Annotated in this window: 20 protein-coding genes; 13 read left to right on the top strand and 7 right to left on the bottom strand. The window is 68.0% G+C overall.

Features of this window, described 5'->3' with window-relative positions:
* The first annotated feature begins 6 nt into the window (after positions 1 to 6).
* From phoB to GGR89_RS13800, 5 genes are all read left to right on the top strand, one after another.
* Positions 7 to 699 (top strand): phosphate regulon transcriptional regulator PhoB, encoded by a 693-nt coding sequence (gene phoB, locus GGR89_RS13820; RefSeq protein ID WP_064314091.1) that lies wholly within the window; start codon positions 7 to 9, stop codon positions 697 to 699.
* Between the two features lie 128 nt (positions 700 to 827).
* Positions 828 to 1,103 carry a hypothetical protein gene (locus tag GGR89_RS13815; protein ID WP_125977671.1) on the top strand — a complete coding sequence of 92 codons (276 nt, stop codon included), beginning with the start codon at positions 828 to 830 and terminating at the stop codon, positions 1,101 to 1,103.
* Between the two features lie 142 nt (positions 1,104 to 1,245).
* A complete protein-coding gene (locus GGR89_RS22050; protein ID WP_206434332.1) occupies positions 1,246 to 1,710 on the top strand; it encodes a Fe-S oxidoreductase in 465 nt (154 codons plus the stop codon).
* A gap of 105 nt (positions 1,711 to 1,815) precedes the next feature.
* Positions 1,816 to 2,706: an SDR family NAD(P)-dependent oxidoreductase gene (locus GGR89_RS13805; protein ID WP_125977673.1), complete on the top strand. Its 891-nt coding sequence runs from the start codon at positions 1,816 to 1,818 to the stop codon at positions 2,704 to 2,706.
* A 72-nt stretch (positions 2,707 to 2,778) separates the two neighbouring features.
* Complete coding sequence (locus tag GGR89_RS13800; protein ID WP_125977675.1) at positions 2,779 to 3,891, top strand: hypothetical protein; 1,113 nt, start codon at positions 2,779 to 2,781, stop codon at positions 3,889 to 3,891.
* A gap of 50 nt (positions 3,892 to 3,941) precedes the next feature.
* Here the strand turns inward: GGR89_RS13800 and GGR89_RS13795 are convergent, their stop codons facing one another.
* The 3 genes from GGR89_RS13795 to purB all read right to left on the bottom strand — a co-directional run bounded on the left by GGR89_RS13795 (position 3,942) and on the right by purB (position 8,464).
* Positions 3,942 to 6,512 carry an HWE histidine kinase domain-containing protein gene (locus tag GGR89_RS13795; protein ID WP_125977677.1) on the bottom strand — a complete coding sequence of 857 codons (2,571 nt, stop codon included), beginning with the start codon at positions 6,510 to 6,512 and terminating at the stop codon, positions 3,942 to 3,944.
* On the bottom strand, positions 6,513 to 7,058 hold the full coding sequence (locus tag GGR89_RS13790) for a biliverdin-producing heme oxygenase (RefSeq protein WP_125977679.1): 546 nt from the start codon (positions 7,056 to 7,058) through the stop codon (positions 6,513 to 6,515).
* 89 nt (positions 7,059 to 7,147) lie between these two features.
* Positions 7,148 to 8,464, bottom strand: a complete 1,317-nt coding sequence (gene purB / locus GGR89_RS13785) for an adenylosuccinate lyase (RefSeq protein WP_125977681.1) — start codon at positions 8,462 to 8,464, stop codon at positions 7,148 to 7,150.
* A gap of 130 nt (positions 8,465 to 8,594) precedes the next feature.
* Between purB and GGR89_RS13780 the strand changes: the two genes are divergently transcribed.
* From GGR89_RS13780 to GGR89_RS13760, 5 genes are all read left to right on the top strand, one after another.
* Positions 8,595 to 9,059, top strand: coding sequence for an EF-hand domain-containing protein (locus GGR89_RS13780; RefSeq protein WP_167712981.1), 465 nt, complete (start codon positions 8,595 to 8,597; stop codon positions 9,057 to 9,059).
* A gap of 42 nt (positions 9,060 to 9,101) precedes the next feature.
* The gene (locus GGR89_RS13775; RefSeq protein WP_125976600.1) at positions 9,102 to 9,551 is read left to right on the top strand and encodes a PH domain-containing protein; all 450 of its coding nucleotides are present in this window, start codon (positions 9,102 to 9,104) and stop codon (positions 9,549 to 9,551) included.
* A gap of 184 nt (positions 9,552 to 9,735) precedes the next feature.
* Positions 9,736 to 11,892 (top strand): gluzincin family metallopeptidase, encoded by a 2,157-nt coding sequence (locus tag GGR89_RS13770; RefSeq protein ID WP_125976598.1) that lies wholly within the window; start codon positions 9,736 to 9,738, stop codon positions 11,890 to 11,892.
* Entirely contained in the window at positions 11,892 to 13,433 is a 1,542-nt protein-coding gene (locus tag GGR89_RS13765) for an MBL fold metallo-hydrolase (protein ID WP_125976596.1), read from the top strand. The genes GGR89_RS13770 and GGR89_RS13765 overlap by 1 nt, the downstream gene beginning before the upstream one ends.
* Before the next feature lie 20 nt (positions 13,434 to 13,453).
* Complete coding sequence (locus GGR89_RS13760; RefSeq protein WP_125976594.1) at positions 13,454 to 14,236, top strand: hypothetical protein; 783 nt, start codon at positions 13,454 to 13,456, stop codon at positions 14,234 to 14,236.
* A 12-nt stretch (positions 14,237 to 14,248) separates the two neighbouring features.
* Here the strand turns inward: GGR89_RS13760 and GGR89_RS13755 are convergent, their stop codons facing one another.
* From GGR89_RS13755 to epsC, 4 genes are all read right to left on the bottom strand, one after another.
* Positions 14,249 to 14,569 carry a 2Fe-2S iron-sulfur cluster-binding protein gene (locus GGR89_RS13755; protein WP_125976592.1) on the bottom strand — a complete coding sequence of 107 codons (321 nt, stop codon included), beginning with the start codon at positions 14,567 to 14,569 and terminating at the stop codon, positions 14,249 to 14,251.
* 91 nt (positions 14,570 to 14,660) lie between these two features.
* A complete protein-coding gene (locus tag GGR89_RS13750) occupies positions 14,661 to 17,102 on the bottom strand; it encodes a TonB-dependent receptor (RefSeq protein ID WP_125976590.1) in 2,442 nt (813 codons plus the stop codon).
* Between the two features lie 166 nt (positions 17,103 to 17,268).
* On the bottom strand, positions 17,269 to 17,607 hold the full coding sequence (locus tag GGR89_RS13745) for a DUF2794 domain-containing protein (protein WP_125976588.1): 339 nt from the start codon (positions 17,605 to 17,607) through the stop codon (positions 17,269 to 17,271).
* Positions 17,607 to 18,296: a serine O-acetyltransferase EpsC gene (gene epsC, locus GGR89_RS13740; RefSeq protein WP_125976586.1), complete on the bottom strand. Its 690-nt coding sequence runs from the start codon at positions 18,294 to 18,296 to the stop codon at positions 17,607 to 17,609. Before epsC ends, GGR89_RS13745 begins: the two co-directional genes overlap by 1 nt.
* Positions 18,297 to 18,451: 155 nt before the next feature.
* Between epsC and GGR89_RS13735 the strand changes: the two genes are divergently transcribed.
* The 3 genes from GGR89_RS13735 to GGR89_RS13725 all read left to right on the top strand — a co-directional run bounded on the left by GGR89_RS13735 (position 18,452) and on the right by GGR89_RS13725 (position 21,873).
* On the top strand, positions 18,452 to 19,225 hold the full coding sequence (locus GGR89_RS13735) for a sulfite exporter TauE/SafE family protein (protein WP_125976584.1): 774 nt from the start codon (positions 18,452 to 18,454) through the stop codon (positions 19,223 to 19,225).
* Between the two features lie 87 nt (positions 19,226 to 19,312).
* A complete protein-coding gene (locus GGR89_RS13730) occupies positions 19,313 to 20,521 on the top strand; it encodes an acyltransferase family protein (RefSeq protein ID WP_164521776.1) in 1,209 nt (402 codons plus the stop codon).
* A gap of 89 nt (positions 20,522 to 20,610) precedes the next feature.
* Positions 20,611 to 21,873: an acyltransferase family protein gene (locus GGR89_RS13725; RefSeq protein WP_125976580.1), complete on the top strand. Its 1,263-nt coding sequence runs from the start codon at positions 20,611 to 20,613 to the stop codon at positions 21,871 to 21,873.
* Positions 21,874 to 21,876: the final 3 nt, after the last annotated feature.

Below are 21,876 nucleotides of genomic sequence, written 5' to 3'. Positions count from 1 at the left end.
AACATAATGGCACGGGTCAAGATGCTGCTGGTGGAAGACGATGCCGCAATCGCGGAGCTCGTCACCTGGCATTTCAAGCGCGAAGACTATGAAGTGAAGCACACCCCCGACGGCGAGGAAGCGCTGCTGCTCGCCAAGGAGGCGACGCCAGACATCGTGCTGCTCGACTGGATGGTCGAGGGGCTCTCCGGCATCGAGGTGTGCCGCCGCCTGCGCCGCATGCCCGAGACGGCGAACGTGCCGATCATCATGCTGACCGCGCGGGGCGAAGAAGAGGATCGCGTGCGCGGACTGGAAACCGGCGCCGACGACTATGTCACCAAGCCCTTCTCGCCGCGCGAACTCGTTGCCCGCGTCGGCGCGGTGCTGCGCCGCGTGCGTCCGGCGCTGGCTGGCGAGGCGCTCACTTATTCGGACATCGAGATGGACACGGTGGGCCACAAGGTCCGCCGCGGCGGCGAAGTGATCCAGCTGGGGCCGACCGAATTTCGCCTGCTCAAGCACTTCCTCGAGCATCCGGGCTGGGTGTTCTCGCGCGAGCGGCTGCTCGACGCGGTGTGGGGACATGACAGTGACATCGAGTCGCGCACCGTCGACGTCCATATCCGCCGCCTGCGCAAGGCGATCAACAAGGGCAACCGGCCCGACATCATCCGCACGGTCCGCTCCGCCGGTTATGCGCTCGACGCGGGCAACTGACCTGTACGCACGATGAACCGCGGAACTGTTTTGTGTTCCGCGGTTTATCGGGAAACTTTCAGCCAGTGTGCCGTTCTGCAAAACGGGTGTGAAACTGCACACCCGTGTAGATTTGCAGGAGACAGCGGATGAAGCTGATTGCACTTGCAGCCGCGTTGACGCTCGCCAGCCCGGCACTTGCCCAGACCTTCCCGGTCAGCACGATCGCCACCGCCCGCCAGATTGGCGGCTATGCGCCCGCCACCATGTGGGCGAACGGCCAGCCCCAGCCCGGCGACCGGGTGGTGTTCGAGCCGAGCCGGCTCACCCCCAGCGAGGCCTTCCCGCCCCCGCCCGCACGCGCGCATTATCCCGTCTGCACGCGTGGCCAGACCGACGAATGCCTCCAGCGGGCAGGCCAATGATCGCCGCCTGAACCGTCGCAGGGGGGGGCGCCGCCATGACGCTCCCCCTGCCACCTTCCTGCTCCTTCCCGGAAATACCGGTGCAACAAATCCGCGGCCGCAGACGTTCGCACCTCGTCTTTGATGAAGAAGGAGACACAAGATGAAGTGGATGCTTCTCGCCTCGGCGATGGTCCTCAGCGGCACCGCCATCGCGCAGGATATGCCGGCGCAGCAGACGACGCCGGGCCAGACCCAGGCACAGCCCGCCCCGCCGGCGGCACCGATGCAGGGCCAGACGACCCCGCAGACCGATCCCGCCGAACCGCCCGCGCCGATGACCGGCACGACGGGCGCCGGCGAAGCCACGCCGCCCCCGCCGCCCCCGCCCCCGCCGGGCTCGGGCGTCGCCCCCTCGCCGCCCCCGCCGCCGGGCACGACTGCCCCGGGCGCGCCGCCCGCACCGCCCGCGCCGGCGGCACCGGCGGACGCTGCGGCACCACCGCCGCCCGCAGCTGCGCCTGCCCCGGCCGCTGCCGCCGCACCGCCGCCGCCGTCGGATCCGGCCAGCTATCCGCGCTGCTCGCGCACCGTGAAGGACCATTGTCGCCAGCCCGGCGGCAAGTAAGCCCACAAGCCTTCCCTCCCCTCCCGTCCGCGGGCGGGGAGCAAGGTTGGCGTCGCGGCCAACCTCCCCTAGGCTCTCCCCAAATTCTGTAGGAGAGCATTGCCGATGACCATCCGCTTCGACGACCGCGTCGCCATCGTCACCGGTGCCGGCGGCGGAATCGGCCGTGCCTATGCGCTGGAACTCGCCCGGCGCGGCGCCAAGGTGGTGGTGAACGATCTCGGCGCGAGCCGCGACGGATCCGGACATTCCGATGCCGCCCCCGCGGTGGTCGCCGAAATCGAAGCGTTCGGCGGCGAGGCGATCGCCGATGGCGGCAGCGTCACCGATGCCGCGGCGATGGTCGCGATGGCCGAGGCCGCCAAGGCGCGCTGGGGCCGAATCGACATCCTGATCAACAATGCCGGCGTGCTCCGCGACAGGAGCTTCGCCAAGATGACGCCCGAGGATTTCGCCTTCGTCGTCGACGTCCATCTGATCGGCTCGGCCAAGGCCACCAAGGCGGTGTGGGAGACGATGCGCGAGCAGGGCTATGGCCGCATCCTGATGACCGCCTCGTCAACCGGCCTGTTCGGCAATTTCGGCCAGACAAATTATGGCGCCGCCAAGCTCGGCCTCGCGGGCCTCACCAAGACGCTGCACCTCGAAGGCGCCAAGCACGGCATCCGGGTCAACACCATCGCGCCCGTCGCCGGCACGCGGATGACCGAGGACCTCTTCCCCGAAGCCGCCTTCGCCGCCTTCGCGCCCGAGCATGTCGCCCCCGCCGCGCTGTTCCTCGTCTCCGAGCAAGCGCCGAGCAACATGATCGTCGGCGCCGGCGCGGGCGTGGTGCAGGCAGCCTATATCACCCTCACACCGGGCGCGGTGCTGGCCGAGCCGACGCCTGAAGCGGTCGCCGCGCAATGGGCGCAGATCACCGACCGCACCGGCGAGATCGTCCCCGGATCGGGCGCCGAGCAGACCATGGCGATCCTCAGCAAATTGCAGCATTAGGCCTCCGCGCATCACCGTATTGCATCAGCAATACACGCATGGCATTCTCCCATGCGCGAAGGAGGATTGCCGATGTATAGCGAAAGCGAACTGGCAGGCGCCGTGGAGGCGGGGGCACTCACCCCCGATGCTGCGACGGCGTTCCGCAACTATGTCGCCGCCAGCCGGGCCACCCCGGCGGTGGACGAAGAGCATTTCCGGCTGCTGAGCGGCTTCAACGACATCTTCGTCACCATCGCCGCGGCGCTGATCCTGCTGGCGATTGGCAAGCTGGGCGGCAGCTTGGTCGAGATGCTGACCGGCGGCGGCCCCGAACCGCGTGTGATCGGTGCCAACCTCATCGGCGGGGGTGCTGCGGTAGCGGCGACCAGCTGGATGCTTGCCGAATATTTCACCGCGCGGCGCCGGCTCGCCCTGCCCTCGATCCTGCTGCTGCTCGGCTTCGTCGGCGGCGCGGGCGCGACCATTGCGGGCCTGTTCGTGATCAACTGCCAGTGGCTCACCGATACGCTGCACCTGACCAGCCAGGTCGCGCAGCAGCGCTTCGGCGGGGTGATTGCCGCCGTGGCGGGCAGCCTCACCGCAGCTGCGGCCTGGGTGCATTGGCGGCGCTTCATGGTGCCGATCACCGTCGCAGCCGGCGCGCTCGCCGTTGTCGGGGTGTCCGTCGGCCTGATCCTCTCGCTGATCCCCGCCGCCAAGGACTGGGTCAACGCGATCCTGCTGGTCGGCGGCATCGCGACGTTCATCGCGGCGATGCGCTGGGACATGACCGATCTCGAGCGCCGCACCCGCCGCGCCGACGTCGCCTTCTGGCTGCACCTCGCCGCCGCCCCGCTGATCGCGCACCCGGTGTTCCACATGCTTGGCGTGTTCGACGGCGAGATCGGCGCGCCGATGGCGGCTTTGGTGTTTGCGCTCTACCTGTTCTTTGCCTTCGTGGCGCTGGCGGTCGACCGGCGCGCGCTGCTCGTCTCCAGCCTAGCCTATGTGCTGTGGGCGATGTACTCGCTGTTCCACCAGAGCGGCGCGGTGGAGCTGAGCGCGGCGTTCACCGGGCTGGTGATCGGATCGGCGCTGCTGTCGCTCTCCGCCTTCTGGCACCCGATGCGCCGCGCTGCGGTGGGGATGCTGGGCGACCTCGCCCGGCGGCTGCCGCCCACCCAGCAGGGCGCGCTGGCCTGAGCGTCCGACCTACCCCCCACACTCGGGTGGGGGGGATCGGTCCTCGGGCCTTATCGGCCCAGCAACCCTTCCAGCATCCGCGCCATGTTCACCGCCGTGTAGGGCTTTTGCAGCACCGGCACCCCGGCATGGTCCGCGTCGAGCTGGAGCTGCTCGCCATAGCCCGTCGCGAACGCATAGGGGACGCCGTCCGCGCGAAGGCGATCGGCGATCGGCAGGCTGGTCTCGGCGCCGAGGTTGACGTCGAGGATCGCCACGTCGAACTGTTCCGCGCCGATTTCCTCGAGCGCGCTGCCGATCGATGCCGCGGTCACCACCCGCTCGGCGCCCAGGCGCAGCAGGATGTCCTCGGCGTCCATCGCGATGATCAGGCTGTCCTCGACCAGCAGCACCGGCCCGCGTAGGATCGGGCGCATCTCGCCGCCCACGGGCACCGGCACCGGCTCTTCCACGTCGCGAACGTGCTTCTCGGCTGCGTCGCCGTCGAGCACGACATGCCGTGCGGGGATGCAGAACTCGGCCTCCAAGCCGGTTAGCGGATACCGCACCGTCGCCTTGCCGCCCAGGTCATAGGGTACCGAGCGCTGGATGATCGTCGTGCCAAAGCCTTGGCGCGTCGGCGGCTGGACGACGGGACCGCCGCGCTCGCGCCACTCGACCCGGCAATCGCCCTGCGCGTCCAGCTCCCAGCGTACCGAGACCGTGCCGCTGTCCGACAAGGCACCATATTTGGCCGAGTTGGTCATCAGTTCGTGAAACACCAGCGCCAGCGTCGAGAAGGCCGCCGGGCGCAGCAGCACCATCGGCCCGTCCTGGTCGAGCCGCCCGGAACGCTCGCCGAGATAGGCCGCCGCCTCGGTGCGCAGCAGCCGGCTGAGCGGCGCCGGCCCCCAATTGTCCTCGGTGATCTGGTCGTGGGCGCGGGCCAGCGCCTCGATCCGGCCGTCGAGCATCCGGATATAGGTGGCGGTATCCATCCCCGGCGCGCGCGACTGGCGCACCAGCCCGCGGATCAGCCCGAGGATATTGCGCACCCGGTGGTTGAGCTCGGCGATCAGCAGCTCCTGCCGCTCGGAGGCGCGCTGGCGCTCTTCCTGCGCGTCGTCGGACAGGCGCAGCACCACTTCGATCAGCGAGGCGCGCAACACCTCGGCGATGCGCAGTTCCACCTCGGTGAAGGGCAGCGAGCGGCCGCGCACTTCCTGGCTCCACAGCTCGAAGCTCTGCCGCGGCGTGAGGCGTGCGCCATTGGGGCCCAGTTCGACGGGCTTTTGCGGATCACCGGCCCAGTTGACCGTGCGCACGAGTTCCTGCCGGAACAGAAGCACATAATCCCGGGGAGAGCGGCTGATCGGGATCGCCAGCAGCCCTGCGCCGACATCGGCATATTCCGCCGCTTGCGGCAGCACTTCGGCGAGGTGATCGGTCGCGAACACGCGGCCCGCCGCCATCGCGTTCAGTCGGCGCGTGATCGAGGCGAAGGACGAGGGCGGCGGGGTGATGCCGCTGAACGCCACCTTGCCGCCGATCCAGATCGCGATGCCGTCGCACGGCACCACTTCCCGGAGCCGACTACCCAGCCATTCGGGATCGTCGAGCAGCCCGCCGTCACCGGCCACCGCCGCGAGCAGCCGGTCGCTGGTCGCGCGTGCGGCCGCCTCGTAGGCGGAGAGTTCCTTGCGCTCGCGGCTCTCCAGCTTGAGCGCGAACATCTGGCCGAACAGCTCGGCCATCGAACGGCGCTCGAAGCCCGGGCAGCGCGGGCCGCCATAATGGTGGCAGGCGAACAGCCCCCACAATTTGCCCTCGACGATGATCGAGATCGACATGGAGGCCTTCACCCCCATGTTCTTGAGATATTCGATATGGATCGGCGAGACCGACCGCAGCACCGACAGTGACAGGTCGAGCGGCGCGCCGAACTCGTCGCGCTGCGGCACGATCGGCACCGGCTCGGCCGCCACGTCGGCGATGATCCGGAACGGCGTGCGCAGATACAGCTTGCGCGCCTGTTGCGGGATATCGCTCGCCGGATAGCGAAGGTCGAGGAAGCTGCCGATGCCGCTGCGGGCGGCTTCGGCCACCACTACGCCCGATCCGTCGCGCTCGAAGCGATAGACCATCACCCGGTCGAAACCGGTCAGCGCCCGCACCTGCCGCGCGCCCTCGCGGAAGAAGTCGGCGATCTTCTCCTTCTCGTCGAGCCGGCCCATCATCGCGCGCAGGGTGCTGGCGGTGTCGCCGGCGGCATCCGAGGTGCACGGCTCGCCCTCGACCACGATCGTGTCGCCGGTCATGTGGAGCGCGAGGTCATAGGTGCGGCCGCGGGTGCGCAGCGCCTTGATGCCGAAGATCCGCTCCAGTGCATCGTCACCGCGCAGCAGCGTCAGCCGGTTGCGCAGCGCATGGATCGCCTCGTCTTCGAGATAGTCGCTGGCATGGGTGCCGAGCATGTCCTCGGCCGACAGGTCGAAATGCTGCGCGACATTGGCCGAGGCGCGCTTAATCAGCCAGTCGCTCGAAAAGGCGATCAGGAAGCCGAAGGGCTGGATCGCCCCCAGTTGGTGGATTGGTTCGCGATCGCAGTTGGTCAGATCGACCTGGAAAACGCCATTGTCCACTTATGCAACCTTCGCCAGCCACTTCGTGCCGGCGGCCTCGAACCGCCCGAAGGTCTGGTTGGCGGCGGTGACGGCAGTCTCCAATGCCTCCGGCTCGTACAGGAGCAAATTAAGTTTTTCTAGTAATTCCGGCCACATATGCGGCGGCTGGTGGCTGCCCAGATAGGCGCGCGGCCAGCTGTCCGGTATGCTGCGGGCGAGGAAGCGCCCGCCGAGACGCGAACCTTCGAGCACGTACAGCATGCCCGCCATCGCCGCATCCGACGTAACGGAATCCTCGCTTTCGGGAGCCGGGAGGATGATGCCCAGCGCGTCGAGATCGACCTGGATCACGCCTGCGCGGCGGCGCTGCGGCCAGTCCTCGGTGATCGCCTCGGCACCGCCTTGGTCGAGCAGCGCCTCCACCGGCAGCAACGCTTCGGCATGGGCGGCGAGCAGCCCGGCATAATCGTCGCGACGGGCGAGGTCGAAGCGGCCGAACAGCGCATCGACCCGGGCATGCGCGGCGCCCGTGGCCTCCCGCAATCGACGATGTGCGGCGTTCATGCGGACAGATTTTTCATGAGGCGGCGATCCACGACAAGCAAAAACCGCTTGCCGTGGATGTGTTCCATTAGGGCCGGAATGGCCTCAAATTATGCGGCGCCGAAAACGCGCGCGAAGATCGTGTCAACGTGGCGATAATGATAGCCGAGGTCGAACTTCTCTTCGATGACCTCGGGGCTCAGCGCCGCAGTGACTTCGGGATCGGCCTTGAGCAGTTCCATCAGCGACAGTTCGCCGTCCGATTCCCACACCTTCATCGCATTGCGCTGGACGAGGCGATAGGCGTCCTCGCGGCTCACGCCGGCCTGGGTCAACGCCAGCAGCACGCGCTGCGAGTGGACCAGCCCGCCCATGCGATCGAGATTCTTCTGCATGCGCACCGGGTAGACCAGCAGCTTGTCGACCACGCCAGTCAGACGAGCGAGCGCGAAGTCGAGCGTGATCGTCGCGTCCGGGCCGATATAGCGCTCGACCGAGGAGTGGCTGATGTCGCGCTCGTGCCACAGCGCCACATTCTCCAGCGCCGGGGTGACATAGCCGCGCACCATGCGGGCGAGGCCGGTCAGGTTCTCGGTCAGCACCGGGTTGCGCTTGTGCGGCATCGCCGACGAGCCCTTCTGGCCGGGCGAGAAATATTCCTCGGCCTCCAGCACCTCGGTGCGCTGCAGGTGGCGGATTTCCACCGCAAGCCGCTCGATCGACGAGGCGATCACGCCCAGGGTTGCAAAGAACATCGCGTGGCGGTCGCGCGGGATCACCTGGGTCGAGACCGGCTCGACCGACAGGCCCAGCTTGGCCGCGACATGCGCCTCCACCCGCGGATCGATATTGGCGAAGGTGCCGACCGCGCCCGAGATCGCGCAGGTCGCGATGTCGGCGCGCGCGGCGAGCAGGCGCGCCTTGTTGCGCTGGAACTCGGCATGCGCCTCGGCGAGCTTGAGGCCGAAGGTGACAGGCTCGGCATGGATGCCGTGGCTGCGGCCGATCGTCGGGGTCATCTTGTGCTCGCGGGCGCGGCGCTCGAGCACTTCGAGCAGCGCGTCGATATCGGCGAGCAGCAGGTCGCTGGCGCGGGCGAGCTGCACCGCGAGGCAGGTGTCGAGCACGTCGGAGCTGGTCATGCCCTGGTGCATGAAGCGGGCTTCCTCGCCCACCTGTTCGGCCACCCAGGTGAGGAAGGCGATCACGTCATGCTTGGTCACCGCCTCGATCGCGTCGATCGCGGCGACGTCGATCGCCGGCTTGGTCGCCCACCAGTCCCACAGCGCCTTGGCGGCGCTCTGCGGCACCACGCCCAGATCGGCGAGCGCCTGCGTGGCGTGCGCCTCGATCTCGAACCAGATGGCAAGGCGCGTCTCGGGCGACCAGATGTCGGTCATCGCGGCGCGGGCATAACGGGGGACCATGGCGTTCCTTCTGTGCGGAATGGGAGTGCCCGGCAGGCCCGGGCGGGTCGCCGCCGCGCCTAGCAAGAACCGGCCACAGCGGCAACCGAACCGACGCCCCGGCCGTTGTCCGACGCGAGGAGATCACCGAATGCTGACGCCGTTGTTGCTCGCCGCCACCCTGCAGGTCACCGCCCCGGCGCAGCAGACCCCCGCGCAACCCGCGCAGCATGGCCAACCCTCCGCCTCCGCCAACCAGGCGATGCCGGGCACCCAGCCCACCCCCGCCGACCAGCCGCTGCAAGGCGCCGACGCGCCTGGCGCCCCGCCCCCCGCCGCCGAGACTGCGCAGCCCACGCCCCGGCCCGACCCGGCCAAGCTGCCGGCAGACGCGCAGTTCGCCCGCTACGACGCCAATGGCGACGGCGCGCTCGACAAGACCGAATATGGCAGCTGGCTAATTGCGCTGCGCACCGCCAAGGACCCCGACTTCAAGCCTGAAAAGCCGGAGGCGAAGGCGTGGATCGACCGCAGCTTCATCGGGGCGGATACGAACCGTGACGACAAGATCAGCCGCGAGGAGATGGTCCGGTTCCTCACCCCCGTGGCAGGCTGACATCCCCGTTGCGGCGGCCGCCGGCCCGGCTATGATGGCGGCATGGCGCAGCTGATCGACCGCTTCCAATCCTCCACCGCCGGATGGCTCAAGGGCTCGTTTGCCGGCTGGGCGACCGTGGCGCTGTGCCTGGTCGGCGTGGGCTTCGTCATTCTCGCGGTTCGCTGGATCGCCAACAAGGCGACGCTGTACGAGGTTACCGAAGACCGGATCGTCCTCTATCGCGGCATCGTCCGCAAATCGATCGACGAGATCGAGCTGTACCGGGTGAAGGACGTGCGGCTCGACTATTCGATCGTCAACCAGATCTCGGGCATCGGGACGCTCACCATCACCTCGTCGGACGAGACGACTCGCGGCGGCCCGCTGGTGATCCGCGACGTCGAATATGCCCGCGAACGCCGCGAGAAGCTGCGCGAGCTGGTGAGCAACGCCCGCCGCCTGCGCGGGGTGCGCGAGATCGACATGGTCCAGGAGGACGTGCGCGGCTGAGGCTGCGGCGACGATTGCGCGCTTATCATCGTCACGCTGACCTGCTATCGCAGCGATAGGGAGTCGAACCTCGTCCGGATCGCCGCCTTGCCGGGTGGCCCATCTTCCGGGGGACGACGTGCCGGTCGCACATAAGAACTTCATCGCTGGGTCGCAAAACACTGCTCTCGAGGGGGAGAGGCGTGTGAGTACCAATTATCCGAAGCCGGCCGTGCGGCGGTTGAAGGTCTATGCCTTCGATCCCCAGGCCTCGGTCACGCTCGCCACGGCGATGGCCAACGACTATGTCATCGAGCTGCCGTGGGAACAGCGCTGGGAGGCGCCGCTCGAAAAGGGCCCGGTCAACGATTATGTCGAGGTGATCGACATCGATCCGGCCGCCGGACTGTTCTACGCGCCGGTCGATCTCGATGACCCCTGGCTGCGCGACGGCGGGCTGGAGCCCTCCGAGGGGCGCCCGCAATTCCACCAGCAGATGGTGTTCGCGGTCGTGATGCGGACGATCCGGGCTTTCGAGCGCGCGCTGGGCCGCGTGGTGCTGTGGGCCCGCGACGAAAGGCTTTCGTCAGCAGAGCTGCCGCCGGGCGCGATCGAGCGCAACTTCACCCGGCGGCTGCGGATCTATCCGCACGCGCTGCGCGAGGCCAATGCCTATTACAGCCCGGACAAGCGCGCGCTGCTGTTCGGCTATTTCAAGCCACCGGAAAGCGCCGCCGACGTGCAGGCAAGCTGGGTGTTCACCTGCCTGTCGCAGGACGTGATCGCGCACGAGACCACGCATGCGATCCTCCACGGCATGCGCCAGCGCTCGATCGACCCGAGCCATGTCGACGCCCGCGCCTTCCACGAAGGCTTTGCCGACATCGTCGCGCTGCTCCAGCATTTCTCGATGGCGCCGGTGGTGCGCCAGCTGCTCGCCGCCAGCCACGGCTCGCTGCGGGAGCCGGGGCTGCTGACCGGGCTGGGCGAGCAGTTCGGCCGCGCGATCGGGCGCAGCAAGTCGCTCCGCTACGCGCTGGAGGCGCTGGGCGATCGCGCCCGGACGCACCAGGGTTCGGCCGAGAGCATCGCCGCCGCCATCGCCAAGCTGCGCGAGACGACCGAGCCGCATGCGCGGGGCGGGTTCCTGGTCGCGGCGGTGTTCGATGCGTTCGTCACCATCTACGAGCGGCGCAGCGAAGACCTGCTGCGGCTCGCCCGCCCCGGCCTGGTACCGGGCAACGGCCTCAGCCCCGATCTCGTCGGGCGGCTGACGCAGGAAGCGGCCAAGGCTGCCGACCAGGTGCTGCGGATGTGCGTGCGCGCGCTAGACTATCTGCCGCCGATCGGCATGACCTTCGGCGAATATCTGCGCGCGATCATCACCGCCGACACCGATCTCGTCCGCGACGATCCGCTCCACTACCGCGTCGCCTTCGTCGAGGCGTTCAAGCGCTGGGGCATCACCGTTCCCGGCTGCATCTCGATGGCGCCGGACAGCCTGTTGTGGGACTCGCCGCGCCCCGAGGAATATCCGGCCCTGATAGCGCGCGCCAACGGCACGCCGGAGGGCGAGGCCCCGCCCCAGGCGAGAATGGATCCGGACGACGCGCTCGCCTGGTGGTTCGCCGACATGCTCAAGCGGCTTCAGTTCGACGTCGCGTTCGATCAGGCGGACGATGGCCTTGGGGAGCGCAGCGCGGAGAGCGAGGAGCAAGCCAGCAGCGGCAAGGTCACCTATACGCGGCGGGACTATCGCTCCGGCCCGGCCGGGGGTCGCAACCTGCGCGACCTGGCGATGCGGGTGGTCACCCAAAACCAGCGCGCAATCCACCAATGGCTCGAACAGTGCACCACCGATCGCCACGATTGGGAGCGGCTGCTGGGCGTGAAGCTGACCCCGGCCTGCGCCCGGGTGGCGGACGTGAACGCTCCCGCCGCGCTGCGTTCGATCTCCGGCGGGACCGATCCCGGTGCGGTGCCCAATGTCGAAGTCCACTCGGCCCGGATCTCGCGGCGCACGGGGCCCGACGGGTCCGAGATGCACATGCTGATCGCGCAGATCGTCCAGCGCCGCCGCGCCTATTTCGATCCCGAGGAACAGAAGGCCGCCGATTCGGGCGACAAGGGCGTGATCGGCGCGCTGCGCTGGAAGACCCCGGACTTCTGGTTCCGCGGGGGCGCGACGCTGCACATCGACCTGCGCGACGGACGGCTGCTGCGCGTGCTGCGCAAGCGCATCGACGACGACGCCCGGCTGGCGCGCGAACGCGCCTTCCGCAGCGGCGACATGATCGCCGCGACCGCCGCCGTCACCGGCAACCCGCGCGAACCCTTCGCCTTCATCCATCGGGGGTCGTGATGGCCAGCACCGCAACCGCAACCGCCGCCACCGCGCCGCTCCAGGTCTATGTCCGCATGTACCGGGCGCTCTCGCCCGACGCCGCGTACAAGGGCATGCTCGGCGACTGTTTCCTGCTCCGACTCGCCGAGGGCGACCAGGCCTCGCACATCCTGATCGATTGCGGGCTGCTGCTCGGCAGCGCCGATGCCGATGCGCGGATGAAGACGATCGCGGCCGATATCGTGCAGACCAGCGGCGGCGTGCTCGACCTGCTGGTGGTGACGCACGAGCATTGGGATCACATCTCCGGCTTCTCGCAGGCGCGCGACGTGTTTCTCGGCGCGGCCCATCCCGAGACGGGCGCGGAGACGCTGGAGATCGCCCATCTGTGGATGGGCTGGACCGAGAAGGAGGGCGATCCCCAGGTCCAGCGGCTGCGCGAACGCTTCGACAAGACCGGCGCGGCGCTGAGCGCGCTGGCCGAGCGGATCACCCAGGACCCCGCCTCGCCCGCCGCGGCCGCCGCAGCGCAGACGGTGGGGCTGCAGGGCTTTCGCGGGGCGGCGAGCAACGGCGCCAAGCGCCTGCAGGGCCGCGAGATCATGGCCGCGCTCAAGGGCAAGTCGAAGGCCCCGCCCCAGTTCCTCGAGCCCGGCACGGTGCTGCCCACCCCGGCGGCGAAGCCCGGCGGGCCGGCGTTGCGCGCCTATGTGCTGGGGCCGCCGCGGGACGAGGAATTCCTGTTCAAGGACAAGCCCTCGTCGGGCAAGGCGCAGGAAACCTATCTCACCGACCTGCAACTGAGCGACGCGATCCTGCGCTTCGCGCAAGGGGGCGATCTCGGTAGCGGCACCGACACGCCGTTTGCGCCGCAATATCGCACGCTCCCCGTGGCGGACGTCGAGCAGGGCACGCTGGACTCCGACGACGCCGCCTGGCTCGCCGCGCGCTATTTCGGCAACGAAAGCACGCAGAAGAGCGACCCGGCGCTGTACAAGATGAACGCGCGCCGCAGGATCGACGCCGACTGGCTGGGCATCGCCGATCCGCTCGCGCTCAAGCTCGACAGCGACACCAACAATACCAGCCTGGCGCTCGCCTTCGACCTGCCCGACGGCACCTCGATGGTCTTCGCCGCCGATGCGCAGGTGGGCAACTGGCTGTCGTGGCACGAACAATCCTATCGCGACGAGACCGGCACCGAGCACAGCGCCGAGCAAATCCTCAACCGCACCCGCTTCTACAAGGTGGGGCATCACGGCAGCCACAATGCCACGCTGGACGAGAAAGGCCTGGCGATGATGACGCGCGACGATCTGGTCGCGGCGGTGCCGACCGACGAGGAATTCGGCAAGAGGCAGGGCAGCAGCGGCTGGCAGATGCCCAATCCGCGGGTGAAGGCGGCGCTGCGCGCGCGCACCAGGGACCGCATCCTGCGCAATGACCGCCACTATGACGCCGCGTCGCGCGCCGCCGATCCCGAGCTGGCGGACGTCGATGCCGATTTCCTGGCCCGGATCACCGAAACCGACCTGTATCTCGAATATCGCGTGCTCTGACGACCAGAAGGGGAGATTCGATGCCGACCATCCACGAAGCGCGCGAAGCCATTGCCGCCGCCCATCTCCCGCCGGCGCAAGCCTTCGCCGCCGACGCCCCGGCCGGCGGCGGGCTGCCCGAGTTCGATCCGGCAAGGGAGCAGTCGCTGGTGATCGGTGCCGATGTCGTCTCGTTCGGGACTGGCGTGGAAGCGCAGTTTCGCCAGGCGATCTCGGACAGCGCGCTGTTCGCCCAGCTGATGGCGCTCCAGGAGGTCGGCCAGGATGCCGATCCGATGCTGTTCTTCGATGCCTATTTCCGCTGGATGATGCGGCTCGGCTGGCTGGTACAGCAGCGCGACACCGCCGAGCTCGACGTGAAGGGCGACGGGCTCGACGTGCACCAGGCCATCACCGGCGTGATCACCGCGTTCCTGGCGCCGATCGCCGGCGCCGCGCAGGCGGTGCTCGCGGTGCTCGACGGGCTCTACCAGATGAACGGCAAGGCGCCCTTCATCGCGCTGTTCAACAAGCGCAGCACGCGCCAGAAAATCGGCCGATTCCAGTTCACCTATGTTCGTCAGACTGCTGAGGAGGGACTGTTCGCGGAGATGGCCGCGTTCGGACTGGCGGCGGACGAAGCGATCACCCAGATCCTGTTCTTCAAGATCCACAAGAATCGCGCCTCGGTGCGCCGCAGCCTCGGCCGGCTCTCCATCCCCGCGGACGCCCTGGACGGTATCCGCGTGCAGCTGGCGGCCAAGGTACAGGCGCACCGCCTCGCGATGATCGCCGAGGCCGATCTCGGGCCGATGGACGCCTGACGCGGACTCCGGTCAGCCCAGGTCGGGCGCGATCTCCACCGTGAGGCCGTCGAGCGCCGGGCCAAAGGCGATCTGGCAGGAAAGCCGCGACGTCGGCCGGCGCTGCTCGGCACCGTCGAGCAGCGCATCCTCGTCGTCGGACATCGGCGGCAGAAGCGCGGCAAAGGCCGGGTCGACATAGACGTGGCAGGTCGCGCACGACAGGCAGCCGCCGCAGAACGCCGGCAGCGATTCGAACCCGGCGTCGCGGAGGATCTCCATCACGCTCAGCCCCTCCTGCGCCTCGACGACCGTCTGGGCGCCGGCGGGCGGGGTAACCAGCAATTTCAGCATGTCTTCACCTTGTACGAAGGGGAGCGGGAGGCGCGAGGGGCGCCTCCCGCGGGAGCAAGTCGGTGCGCGCCGCCCCGCGGGGCGGCGGCGGTCAGTAGTGGATGCGGAAGTCGATGCCGACGCGCCGCGGGGTCAGCACCGATCGGGCATAATAACGCTCGACCACGCCGGTGCGCGTCTGGTTGAACGAGCTGATGTCGTTGCTGATCGACGTATAGGCGTATTTGTCGAAGATGTTGTCGGCGAACAGGCTCACCTCGTACGTCTTGTCGCGATAGGTGACGGAGGCGCGGTGGGTCATATAGTCGGGGATCGCCTCGCCGAAGCCGCGCAGGCCGACGCGCGAATAGATGTCGCCGGTATAGGTCGCCGCCCAGGTCGCCTCGATCTCGCCGCCCTGGGGCAGCGGCTGGGTGTAGATCAGCTGCGCACTGCCCGAATGCTTCGCCGAGCCCGGCAGCCGATCGCCGTTCTTCGCGTCGTAGCGGACGCCCTGGCTGACGACCAGCTCGGGGAAGTCCTCGCTCAGATGCGCGTCGACATAGGCATAGGTGCCCTGCAGGGTGAGCCGGGGCACGATCCGGAACGAGCCCGAGAATTCGATGCCCTTCGAGACCGCCGCACCCGCATTGGTGGTGATGCCCACCGCGCCGTTCACCGTCTGGCTCGGCACCTGCACGTCGTCCCACTTCACCCGGAACGCATCGAGCGTGAACTGGAGGCGCTTGTCGAACAGCGAGGCGCGCACGCCGACCTCGATGTTGCGCGTCTTGTCGGGCTTGTAGGCGAGCTCGTTGGGCAGCGCGCAGACATTCTGCCCCGGCGGCAGCGGGACCACGCAAGGGGCGACCCGGTTGACGCCGCCGATCCGGTAGCCGGTGCTGTAGGTGGCATAGGCGAGCAGGTCGGGGCTGAACTTGTACGAGGTGTTCGCCTTCCACACGAAGCCGTCGTCGCCGGTGCTGCCGGAGCGCACCCGGCTGGGATCGAACTGGATCAGCGGATAGGGCGTGCGGGTTAGGCCGCCGCCGAACAGCGGGGTGTCGGTACCGCCGGTCGCGGTCGCGTCGTACTTGAAGTAGCGCAGGCCGCCGGTGACCTGCCAGGCCGAGGTCGCGTGCAGCGTCGCCTCGCCATACACCGCCTTCTCCACCGTCTTGGTGTCGACGAAGGAGATATATTCGAGGTCGTCGGGCCGGTTGATGCCCGCGAAGGCGGCGAAGCCCGGCGTGTATTCCTGGCGATCGCTCGCATACTTCAGCCGGTTGTAGAAGCCGCCGATCACCCAGTTCACCGGCCCGCCATGCGACGAGACCAGCCGGACCTCCTGGTTGAGCTGCTTGTACTTGCGATGGTTGTTGGCGAAGGAGGAGAAGGCCGGGAACGCCTCGTACCCGTAGTTCAGGTCGAGCAACAGATCGGTATTGTCGTCGACATTGGTGATTTTCTGTTCGGTATAGGCGGTGGTGCTGACCAGGTTCACCACGTTGAACAGGTTGATGTTGAGCTCGGCCGAGAACAGGTCCGCCGCGCGGTGGAACGGCTCCAGATAGCGCCACGGGCCGACATAGTTGCCGGTGCCGAGCACCCCGGCGCCGTTCGCCTGGCGGCCGTTGGTCTTGGTATCCTGGTGCGCGTAGGTCAGGAACGCCTTCACGTTGGGGTTATATTCGAGCAGCAGCGTGTTGCGCGTGGTGAAGGTGTGCTCGAAATTGACGTCGGCGGCGCGCTTGAAGTTCTGCGCATAATCGGCGCGGGTGCCGAGCGAGGCATCGGCGGCGGCGGTGCCGCGCACCGGCTGCGGATCGGAAATGCCGGGCTTCTGCAGCAGATAGTCGTAATCGATGAAGCCCGGATTGTCGTAATAGCCGACGACCGAGCGCAGCGCGACATGGTCGGCGATCAGCGGCAGGTTGACCGTGACGTCGCCGATGCGGCCGAAATCGTCGCTGTGCGACTGGGCATAGCCGCGGCCGTGAAGGTCGACCGAGAAACGGCTCGTGTTCGGGCGGTTGGGGATGTAGCGCACCGCGCCCGCCAGCGTGCCGAGGCCGTACAAGGTGCCCTGCGGCCCGAGCAGCGTCTCCACCCGCTCGATGTCGATCAGCTTGAAATCGAGATACAGCGGCACTTCGCCGAGATAGATGCCGACCGAGTCATTGGCGTTGGCGCCGGTCGCGCTGGTGTCCCCCGAGGACAGGCCGCGCAGGATGACGTTGCCCGAGCTGGCCGGGCCGGTATCGACGATGGTGACGCCGGGGGTGAAGGCGGCGAGCCCGCGGATATCGTCGACGCGCTGGCGCTGCAGCGTCTCCTGCGACACCGCGCTGATGTTGATCGGCGCGTCCTGCAGGGTCACGCTGCGGCGGCTGCCGGTGACGACGATCTCGTTGCCGCTGGTGCCGCCCTGATCCTCGCTCTGCTGGACGGCAGCGGTGCCTGCGCCTTCGGTCTGTGCCGCCGCACGGGTCGCGCCGAAGCTTGCGAGAACGGTTGCACCCAACAGCGCCGCGCGGGAAATCGATCGTGCCACCCTAGCCCCCTTTTTCTGCTTTGGTCCCTGGCCGCCACGTGTGCGGCTGGCTTGTGCCTGCAGACTTTGGGGAAACGGCATGCGCCGCCATGGGGCGTTTGACGTACCGCATCGCAGCAATCCCGGACGGGGACGCGTGCCGAAACCGCCGGGAGGGGCGGCTAGCCTATTCTTCCACCAGCTTCATCAGCCGGCGCTCGACCGGGGCGAGCACCGGGCCGAGTTCATGCCCGCGCTTGAGCACCGCGCCGCTTTCGTTGACCAGCGCCCACATGCCCTGGCGATTGCGCAAGGCCGGCCGCTTCTCGATGCGATATTCGGGCCGCTCGGCAGCGCGGCGGAATGCGGCGAAGGCGGCATAGTCCTTCTCGAACTGCATCGCATAGTCGCGCCAATGCCCCGCCGCGACCATCCGGCCGTAGAGATCGAGGATCCGGTTGAGTTCGAGGCGATCGAAGCCGACCTGCTCGGCGCGCGCGAGGGGAAGCGGGGTGACGGTTCCCATCAGGCCCGATCGCGCCGTTCGGCCTCGGCCTCGCGCTCGGCGATCATCGCGTCGAGCCGCTTGCGCAGCGTATCCAGCTCGCAGCGCATCAGCTCAAGCTTCTGGCTGGCGGGGTCGAACACGTCGCTGCACGGCGTGCCATAGGGAACGAAGTCCTTCTGCCAGGTCATCGCCTCGACCAGCGTCGGCTTGGCCGGGATGCCCACCATCACCGCGCCGGGGGCAACGTCCTTGGTGACGACCGCGTTGGCGCCGATCCGCGCGCGCTCGCCCACCGTGATCGGGCCCAGCACCTGCGCGCCGGAGCCGATGATCACGCCGTCGAGCAGCGTCGGGTGACGCTTGCCGCCCACGCCATTGTCGGGACTCGTGCCGCCCAGCGTCACGCACTGGTAGATCGTCACATTGTCGCCGATGATCGCGGTCTCGCCAATCACGACGAAGCCATGGTCGATGAAGAAATCATGCCCGATCGTCGCGCCCGGATGGATGTCGATCGCGGTCATCCAGCGCGACCAGTGGTTGACCAGCCGGGCGAGGAAGAAGAAGCGGCGGCGGAACAGCGCGTGCGCGATGCGGTGATAGCCGAGCGCCCAGACGCCCGGATAGAGCAGGATTTCCAGCCGGCTGCGTGGCGCGGGATCGCGCGCATGAATCGAATCGAGATAGCGCTTGAGACGCTGGTACATGGCCGGACCCCTTTGCAGCCCGCAAAATAGGGGAGCGTCCGCGAAATTTCCAGCATCGCCCAGAAGCGGGCCCGTCCCGATCATACACTATCGGGGTTGTAGGATTTAGCAGAACCCGCCATTTCGAGAGGCCGACCGCCGCAACAGGGGCATGGATGCTCGCCGGAATCACGCTCGCCGAAATGCTGCCCTACATCGCCGTCGGTTTCGCCGCCCAGTTGGTGGACGGCGCGCTCGGCATGGCCTTCGGGGTGATCTCCAGTACCTTGCTGGTGAGCGTGCTGGGCATCGCCCCCGCCACCGCCTCGGCGGGCGTCCATCTGGTCGAGACGATGACCACCGGCGTCTCCGGGCTCAGCCATGTCCTCCATCGCAATGTCAACTGGCGGCTGTTCGCGCGGCTGCTGATCCCCGGCATTATCGGGGGCGTGCTCGGCGCCTATGTGCTCACCACGCTCGATGCTTCGGTGACTCGGCCGTTCGTGATGGCCTATCTGTCTGCCATCGGCCTTTATCTGCTGTTCCGCGCGATCCGCTTCGCGCCGCACCACCGCGAGCCGAAGATCGTCGAGCCGCTGGGGCTGGCCGGCGGCTTCCTCGACGCGGCGGGCGGCGGCGGCTGGGGGCCGGTAGTGACCAGCAACCTGCTCGTCCAGGGCGCGCAGCCGCGCACGACGATCGGCACGGTCAATACCACCGAATTCTTCCTGACGCTGACCATCTCGGCGACCTTCCTGTTCCATATCGGCGCGCAGGGCTTCACCCCCGATTTCTGGCATCCGGTGCTGGGGCTGCTGCTCGGCGGCGTCATCGCGGCGCCGTTCGGGGCGATGTTCGCCAAGCGCATGCCGGTGCGGCTGCTGCTGAGCCTGGTCGGCATCGTGCTGACTGCGACCAGCGCGTTCAGCCTCTATCGCGCGCTCGCCTGACCGCATTGCTGCGGCGCAACGCGTGCAAAGCCAGGCGCTGCATGGTAGCGATGGGGTAATATCGCCGCGAAAAAGAGGTCAAACTACGTGAGTCTGCCGGTCGACGCCTTCACGCTCAGCTTCCTCTTCTTCTACTTCGTGTCCCTCATCGCCGCGGTGCTGGTGGGCGGCGTGCTGCGGCGGGGCGGCTTTCCGGTGCCCAAGGGGCCGCGCTTCGGCAATATCGACGGCTTGCGCGGCTTTCTCGCGCTGTCGGTGCTCAGCCACCATTTCTGGATCTGGACGCATGTCGTCGTGTACGGCCAGCCCTGGTCTGCGGCCGACCTGCCCTTCGTCAACCAGCTCGGCGCCGGCGCGGTGGCGCTGTTCTTCATGATCACCGGGCTGGTCTTCTATCCCACCGCGCTCAAAGGCATCAACCATGTCTTCTGGCCGAAGGTCTATGTCGGGCGCTTCTTCCGCATCGTGCCGCTGGTCGCCATATCGTTCCTGCTGATCTCGCTGGTGATCGCGCTGCGGACCGGCGCGCGCCCCGACGCCAGCTATGCCCGCGCCGCGCTCGAATGGATCAGCGCGCACCGCGAAGTGCCGATCATGGGCTATGCCGATAGCGGGCTGGTCAATGCGCTGGTGCTATGGTCGCTATGGCAGGAATGGCTGTTTTACCTGTTGCTGCTGCCCGTCGTGGCGCTGGGCCTGCAACTCGCCAAGATCGTCAGGCTGCCGAGCTGGACCGTGCCGCTGCTGGTGCTGGCGGTGGGCGCCGCCGCCAATGTGGCGCATGTCGGCGGGAAACTCGTCACCTTCTGGCCGCTCTTCGCCGCGGGAATGCTGGCGTACGAACTCTGCGCGCGGGACGCCATCCGCCGCTGGCTTGCCTCCCCCCTCGCTGCGATCCTCGCCACGCTGGCGATGATCCCGGCGCTGACCCTGTCCCACCATGCGCTCACCCCCGCGTTCTTCGCCTTCGCCTTCTTCTTCTGCTGCGTGGCGGCGGGGAACGGCTTCGGCGGCATCTTCTCGTTGCCCGGCGCGGCGGTGGTGGGCGAGATCTCGTTTGGCATCTATCTGCTGCACGGCATCCTGCTCAACCTGCTGTTCGTCGATGCGACCTCGATCGTGCGGAGCCTGCCGCTGGCGGCGCTGCCGCTACTGATCCCGGCGCTGGCGATGCTGATCGTGCTGGTCACTGCGGTGACCTATCTGCTGATAGAGCGGCCGGCCTGGCGCTTCGGCAAGCGCCTTGGCGAGCGTCTTCGTCCTGTCGCCTCGCCGATCCCCGCCACCGCACCCTGACGATCCCGCGCGCTGCGAAACCCTCGTCCCGAAACGGCCATGTCGCGGCACCAGCCTCTATTCCACTCGGGACTCAAAAATGATAAGCCATGGCAGACCGGGACATCAGGGGGCCGAATTTGATGGTGGAGGCACTCTCCAGCAGCACATCCGCGCATGCGGTTCGAGCCCGTTTTCTGGCGCTCGACAGCCTACGCGGCCTCTGCGCCTGCATGATCGTCCTGTTTCACCTGCACTCCACCGGCCGCGTCACCAATTCCAGCCTGGTGCACAACAGCTGGATGTTCGTGGACTTCTTCTTCGTCCTCAGCGGCTTCGTGATTTCCTGCGGCTATCTTGAGCGGCTGCGCACCGGCTATTCGGTGGGCAAGTTCATGTTGCTGCGGCTCGGCAGGGTCTACCCGCTCCATTTCGCGATCCTCGCGCTGTTCCTTGCAATGGAGATTGTCGGCGCGCTCGTCGGAACGGCGGGCCTGAGCCACCGCACCCCCTTCTCCGACCCGCGGACGCTCGGCGAACTCGCCGGCTCGCTCGCCCTGGTGCAGATTTTCTGCGGCTTCCCCTCGATCGTCTGGAACGGCCCGAGCTGGAGCATCGCCGCGGAAGTATGGACCTATCTGCTGATGGCGGTGCTCTTCCGCGCCCTGCCCCGCTGGACGGCCCCCATGGCCGCTGCGCTCGCCATTTCGGCCGGGCTGGTGCTGGCACTTGCCGGTCCGCCCGCCTGGGACCCGGCGACCGCGTATAGCTTTGCGCGCTGCATCCTCGGCTTCTCGCTGGGCGTGCTTGCCTGGATGCTGGTCGCGAGAATGCGCTGGCCCGCGCTGGGGCTGCTACCGGCCACGACGCTGGAACTGATCGCGACGGCGGCGTGCATCGCCATGGTCGCAGCGGGCGCCGTCCCGGTCCTCGCACCGCTGCTGTTCGCTGCAACGGTGATCCTGTTCGCGGCCGAACAGGGCCTGATCAGCCGCCTGCTGAAGCTGCGGCCCTTCCTGCTGCTCGGGACGCTGTCCTATTCGATCTACATGGTCCATACGCTGGTGGTCGCGCGTAGCCTAGACGTCCTCTCGCTCGTCGGCACCAGCCTGCACCACCCGCTGATCGAAACCCGCTTCAACACAGGCGGCACCCTGAAGATCGTCACCTTCGCGCCCGACCTGATGGTCTTCGTCGTGCTCGGAGTGGTGGTACTGGTCTCCGCGGCAACCTATCGCTGGATCGAGGCACCCGCGCGGGATGCCTCGCGCAAGTGGTTGTCCCGCAAAGGGCCGAGCAGCCAGGCGCCCATTGCCACGGACGCGGCGCCCGTCGCGGACCGTGATCCGATTGCAGCGACCGTTCCGGCCTGACGC

This window comes from Sphingomonas trueperi (assembly GCF_011927635.1).
GTDB lineage: Bacteria > Pseudomonadota > Alphaproteobacteria > Sphingomonadales > Sphingomonadaceae > Sphingomonas > Sphingomonas trueperi.
Note: the sequence above shows the minus strand (reverse complement) of the source record. Positions and strands in the feature narration are given on the sequence as shown.

Coding starts and splice junctions, on each gene's coding strand:
- GGR89_RS13760 (WP_125976594.1), top strand. CDS start 13,454: ATGCCGACCATCCACGAAGCGCGCGAAGCCATTGCCGCCGCCCATCTC.
- GGR89_RS13725 (WP_125976580.1), top strand. CDS start 20,611: ATGGCAGACCGGGACATCAGGGGGCCGAATTTGATGGTGGAGGCACTC.
- GGR89_RS13805 (WP_125977673.1), top strand. CDS start 1,816: ATGACCATCCGCTTCGACGACCGCGTCGCCATCGTCACCGGTGCCGGC.
- GGR89_RS13755 (WP_125976592.1), bottom strand. CDS start 14,569: ATGCTGAAATTGCTGGTTACCCCGCCCGCCGGCGCCCAGACGGTCGTC.
- epsC (WP_125976586.1), bottom strand. CDS start 18,296: ATGTACCAGCGTCTCAAGCGCTATCTCGATTCGATTCATGCGCGCGAT.
- GGR89_RS13775 (WP_125976600.1), top strand. CDS start 9,102: ATGGCGCAGCTGATCGACCGCTTCCAATCCTCCACCGCCGGATGGCTC.
- GGR89_RS13800 (WP_125977675.1), top strand. CDS start 2,779: ATGTATAGCGAAAGCGAACTGGCAGGCGCCGTGGAGGCGGGGGCACTC.
- phoB (WP_064314091.1), top strand. CDS start 7: ATGGCACGGGTCAAGATGCTGCTGGTGGAAGACGATGCCGCAATCGCG.
- GGR89_RS22050 (WP_206434332.1), top strand. CDS start 1,246: ATGAAGTGGATGCTTCTCGCCTCGGCGATGGTCCTCAGCGGCACCGCC.
- GGR89_RS13780 (WP_167712981.1), top strand. CDS start 8,595: ATGCTGACGCCGTTGTTGCTCGCCGCCACCCTGCAGGTCACCGCCCCG.
- GGR89_RS13735 (WP_125976584.1), top strand. CDS start 18,452: ATGCTCGCCGGAATCACGCTCGCCGAAATGCTGCCCTACATCGCCGTC.
- GGR89_RS13745 (WP_125976588.1), bottom strand. CDS start 17,607: ATGGGAACCGTCACCCCGCTTCCCCTCGCGCGCGCCGAGCAGGTCGGC.
- purB (WP_125977681.1), bottom strand. CDS start 8,464: ATGGTCCCCCGTTATGCCCGCGCCGCGATGACCGACATCTGGTCGCCC.
- GGR89_RS13790 (WP_125977679.1), bottom strand. CDS start 7,058: ATGAACGCCGCACATCGTCGATTGCGGGAGGCCACGGGCGCCGCGCAT.
- GGR89_RS13765 (WP_125976596.1), top strand. CDS start 11,892: ATGGCCAGCACCGCAACCGCAACCGCCGCCACCGCGCCGCTCCAGGTC.
- GGR89_RS13815 (WP_125977671.1), top strand. CDS start 828: ATGAAGCTGATTGCACTTGCAGCCGCGTTGACGCTCGCCAGCCCGGCA.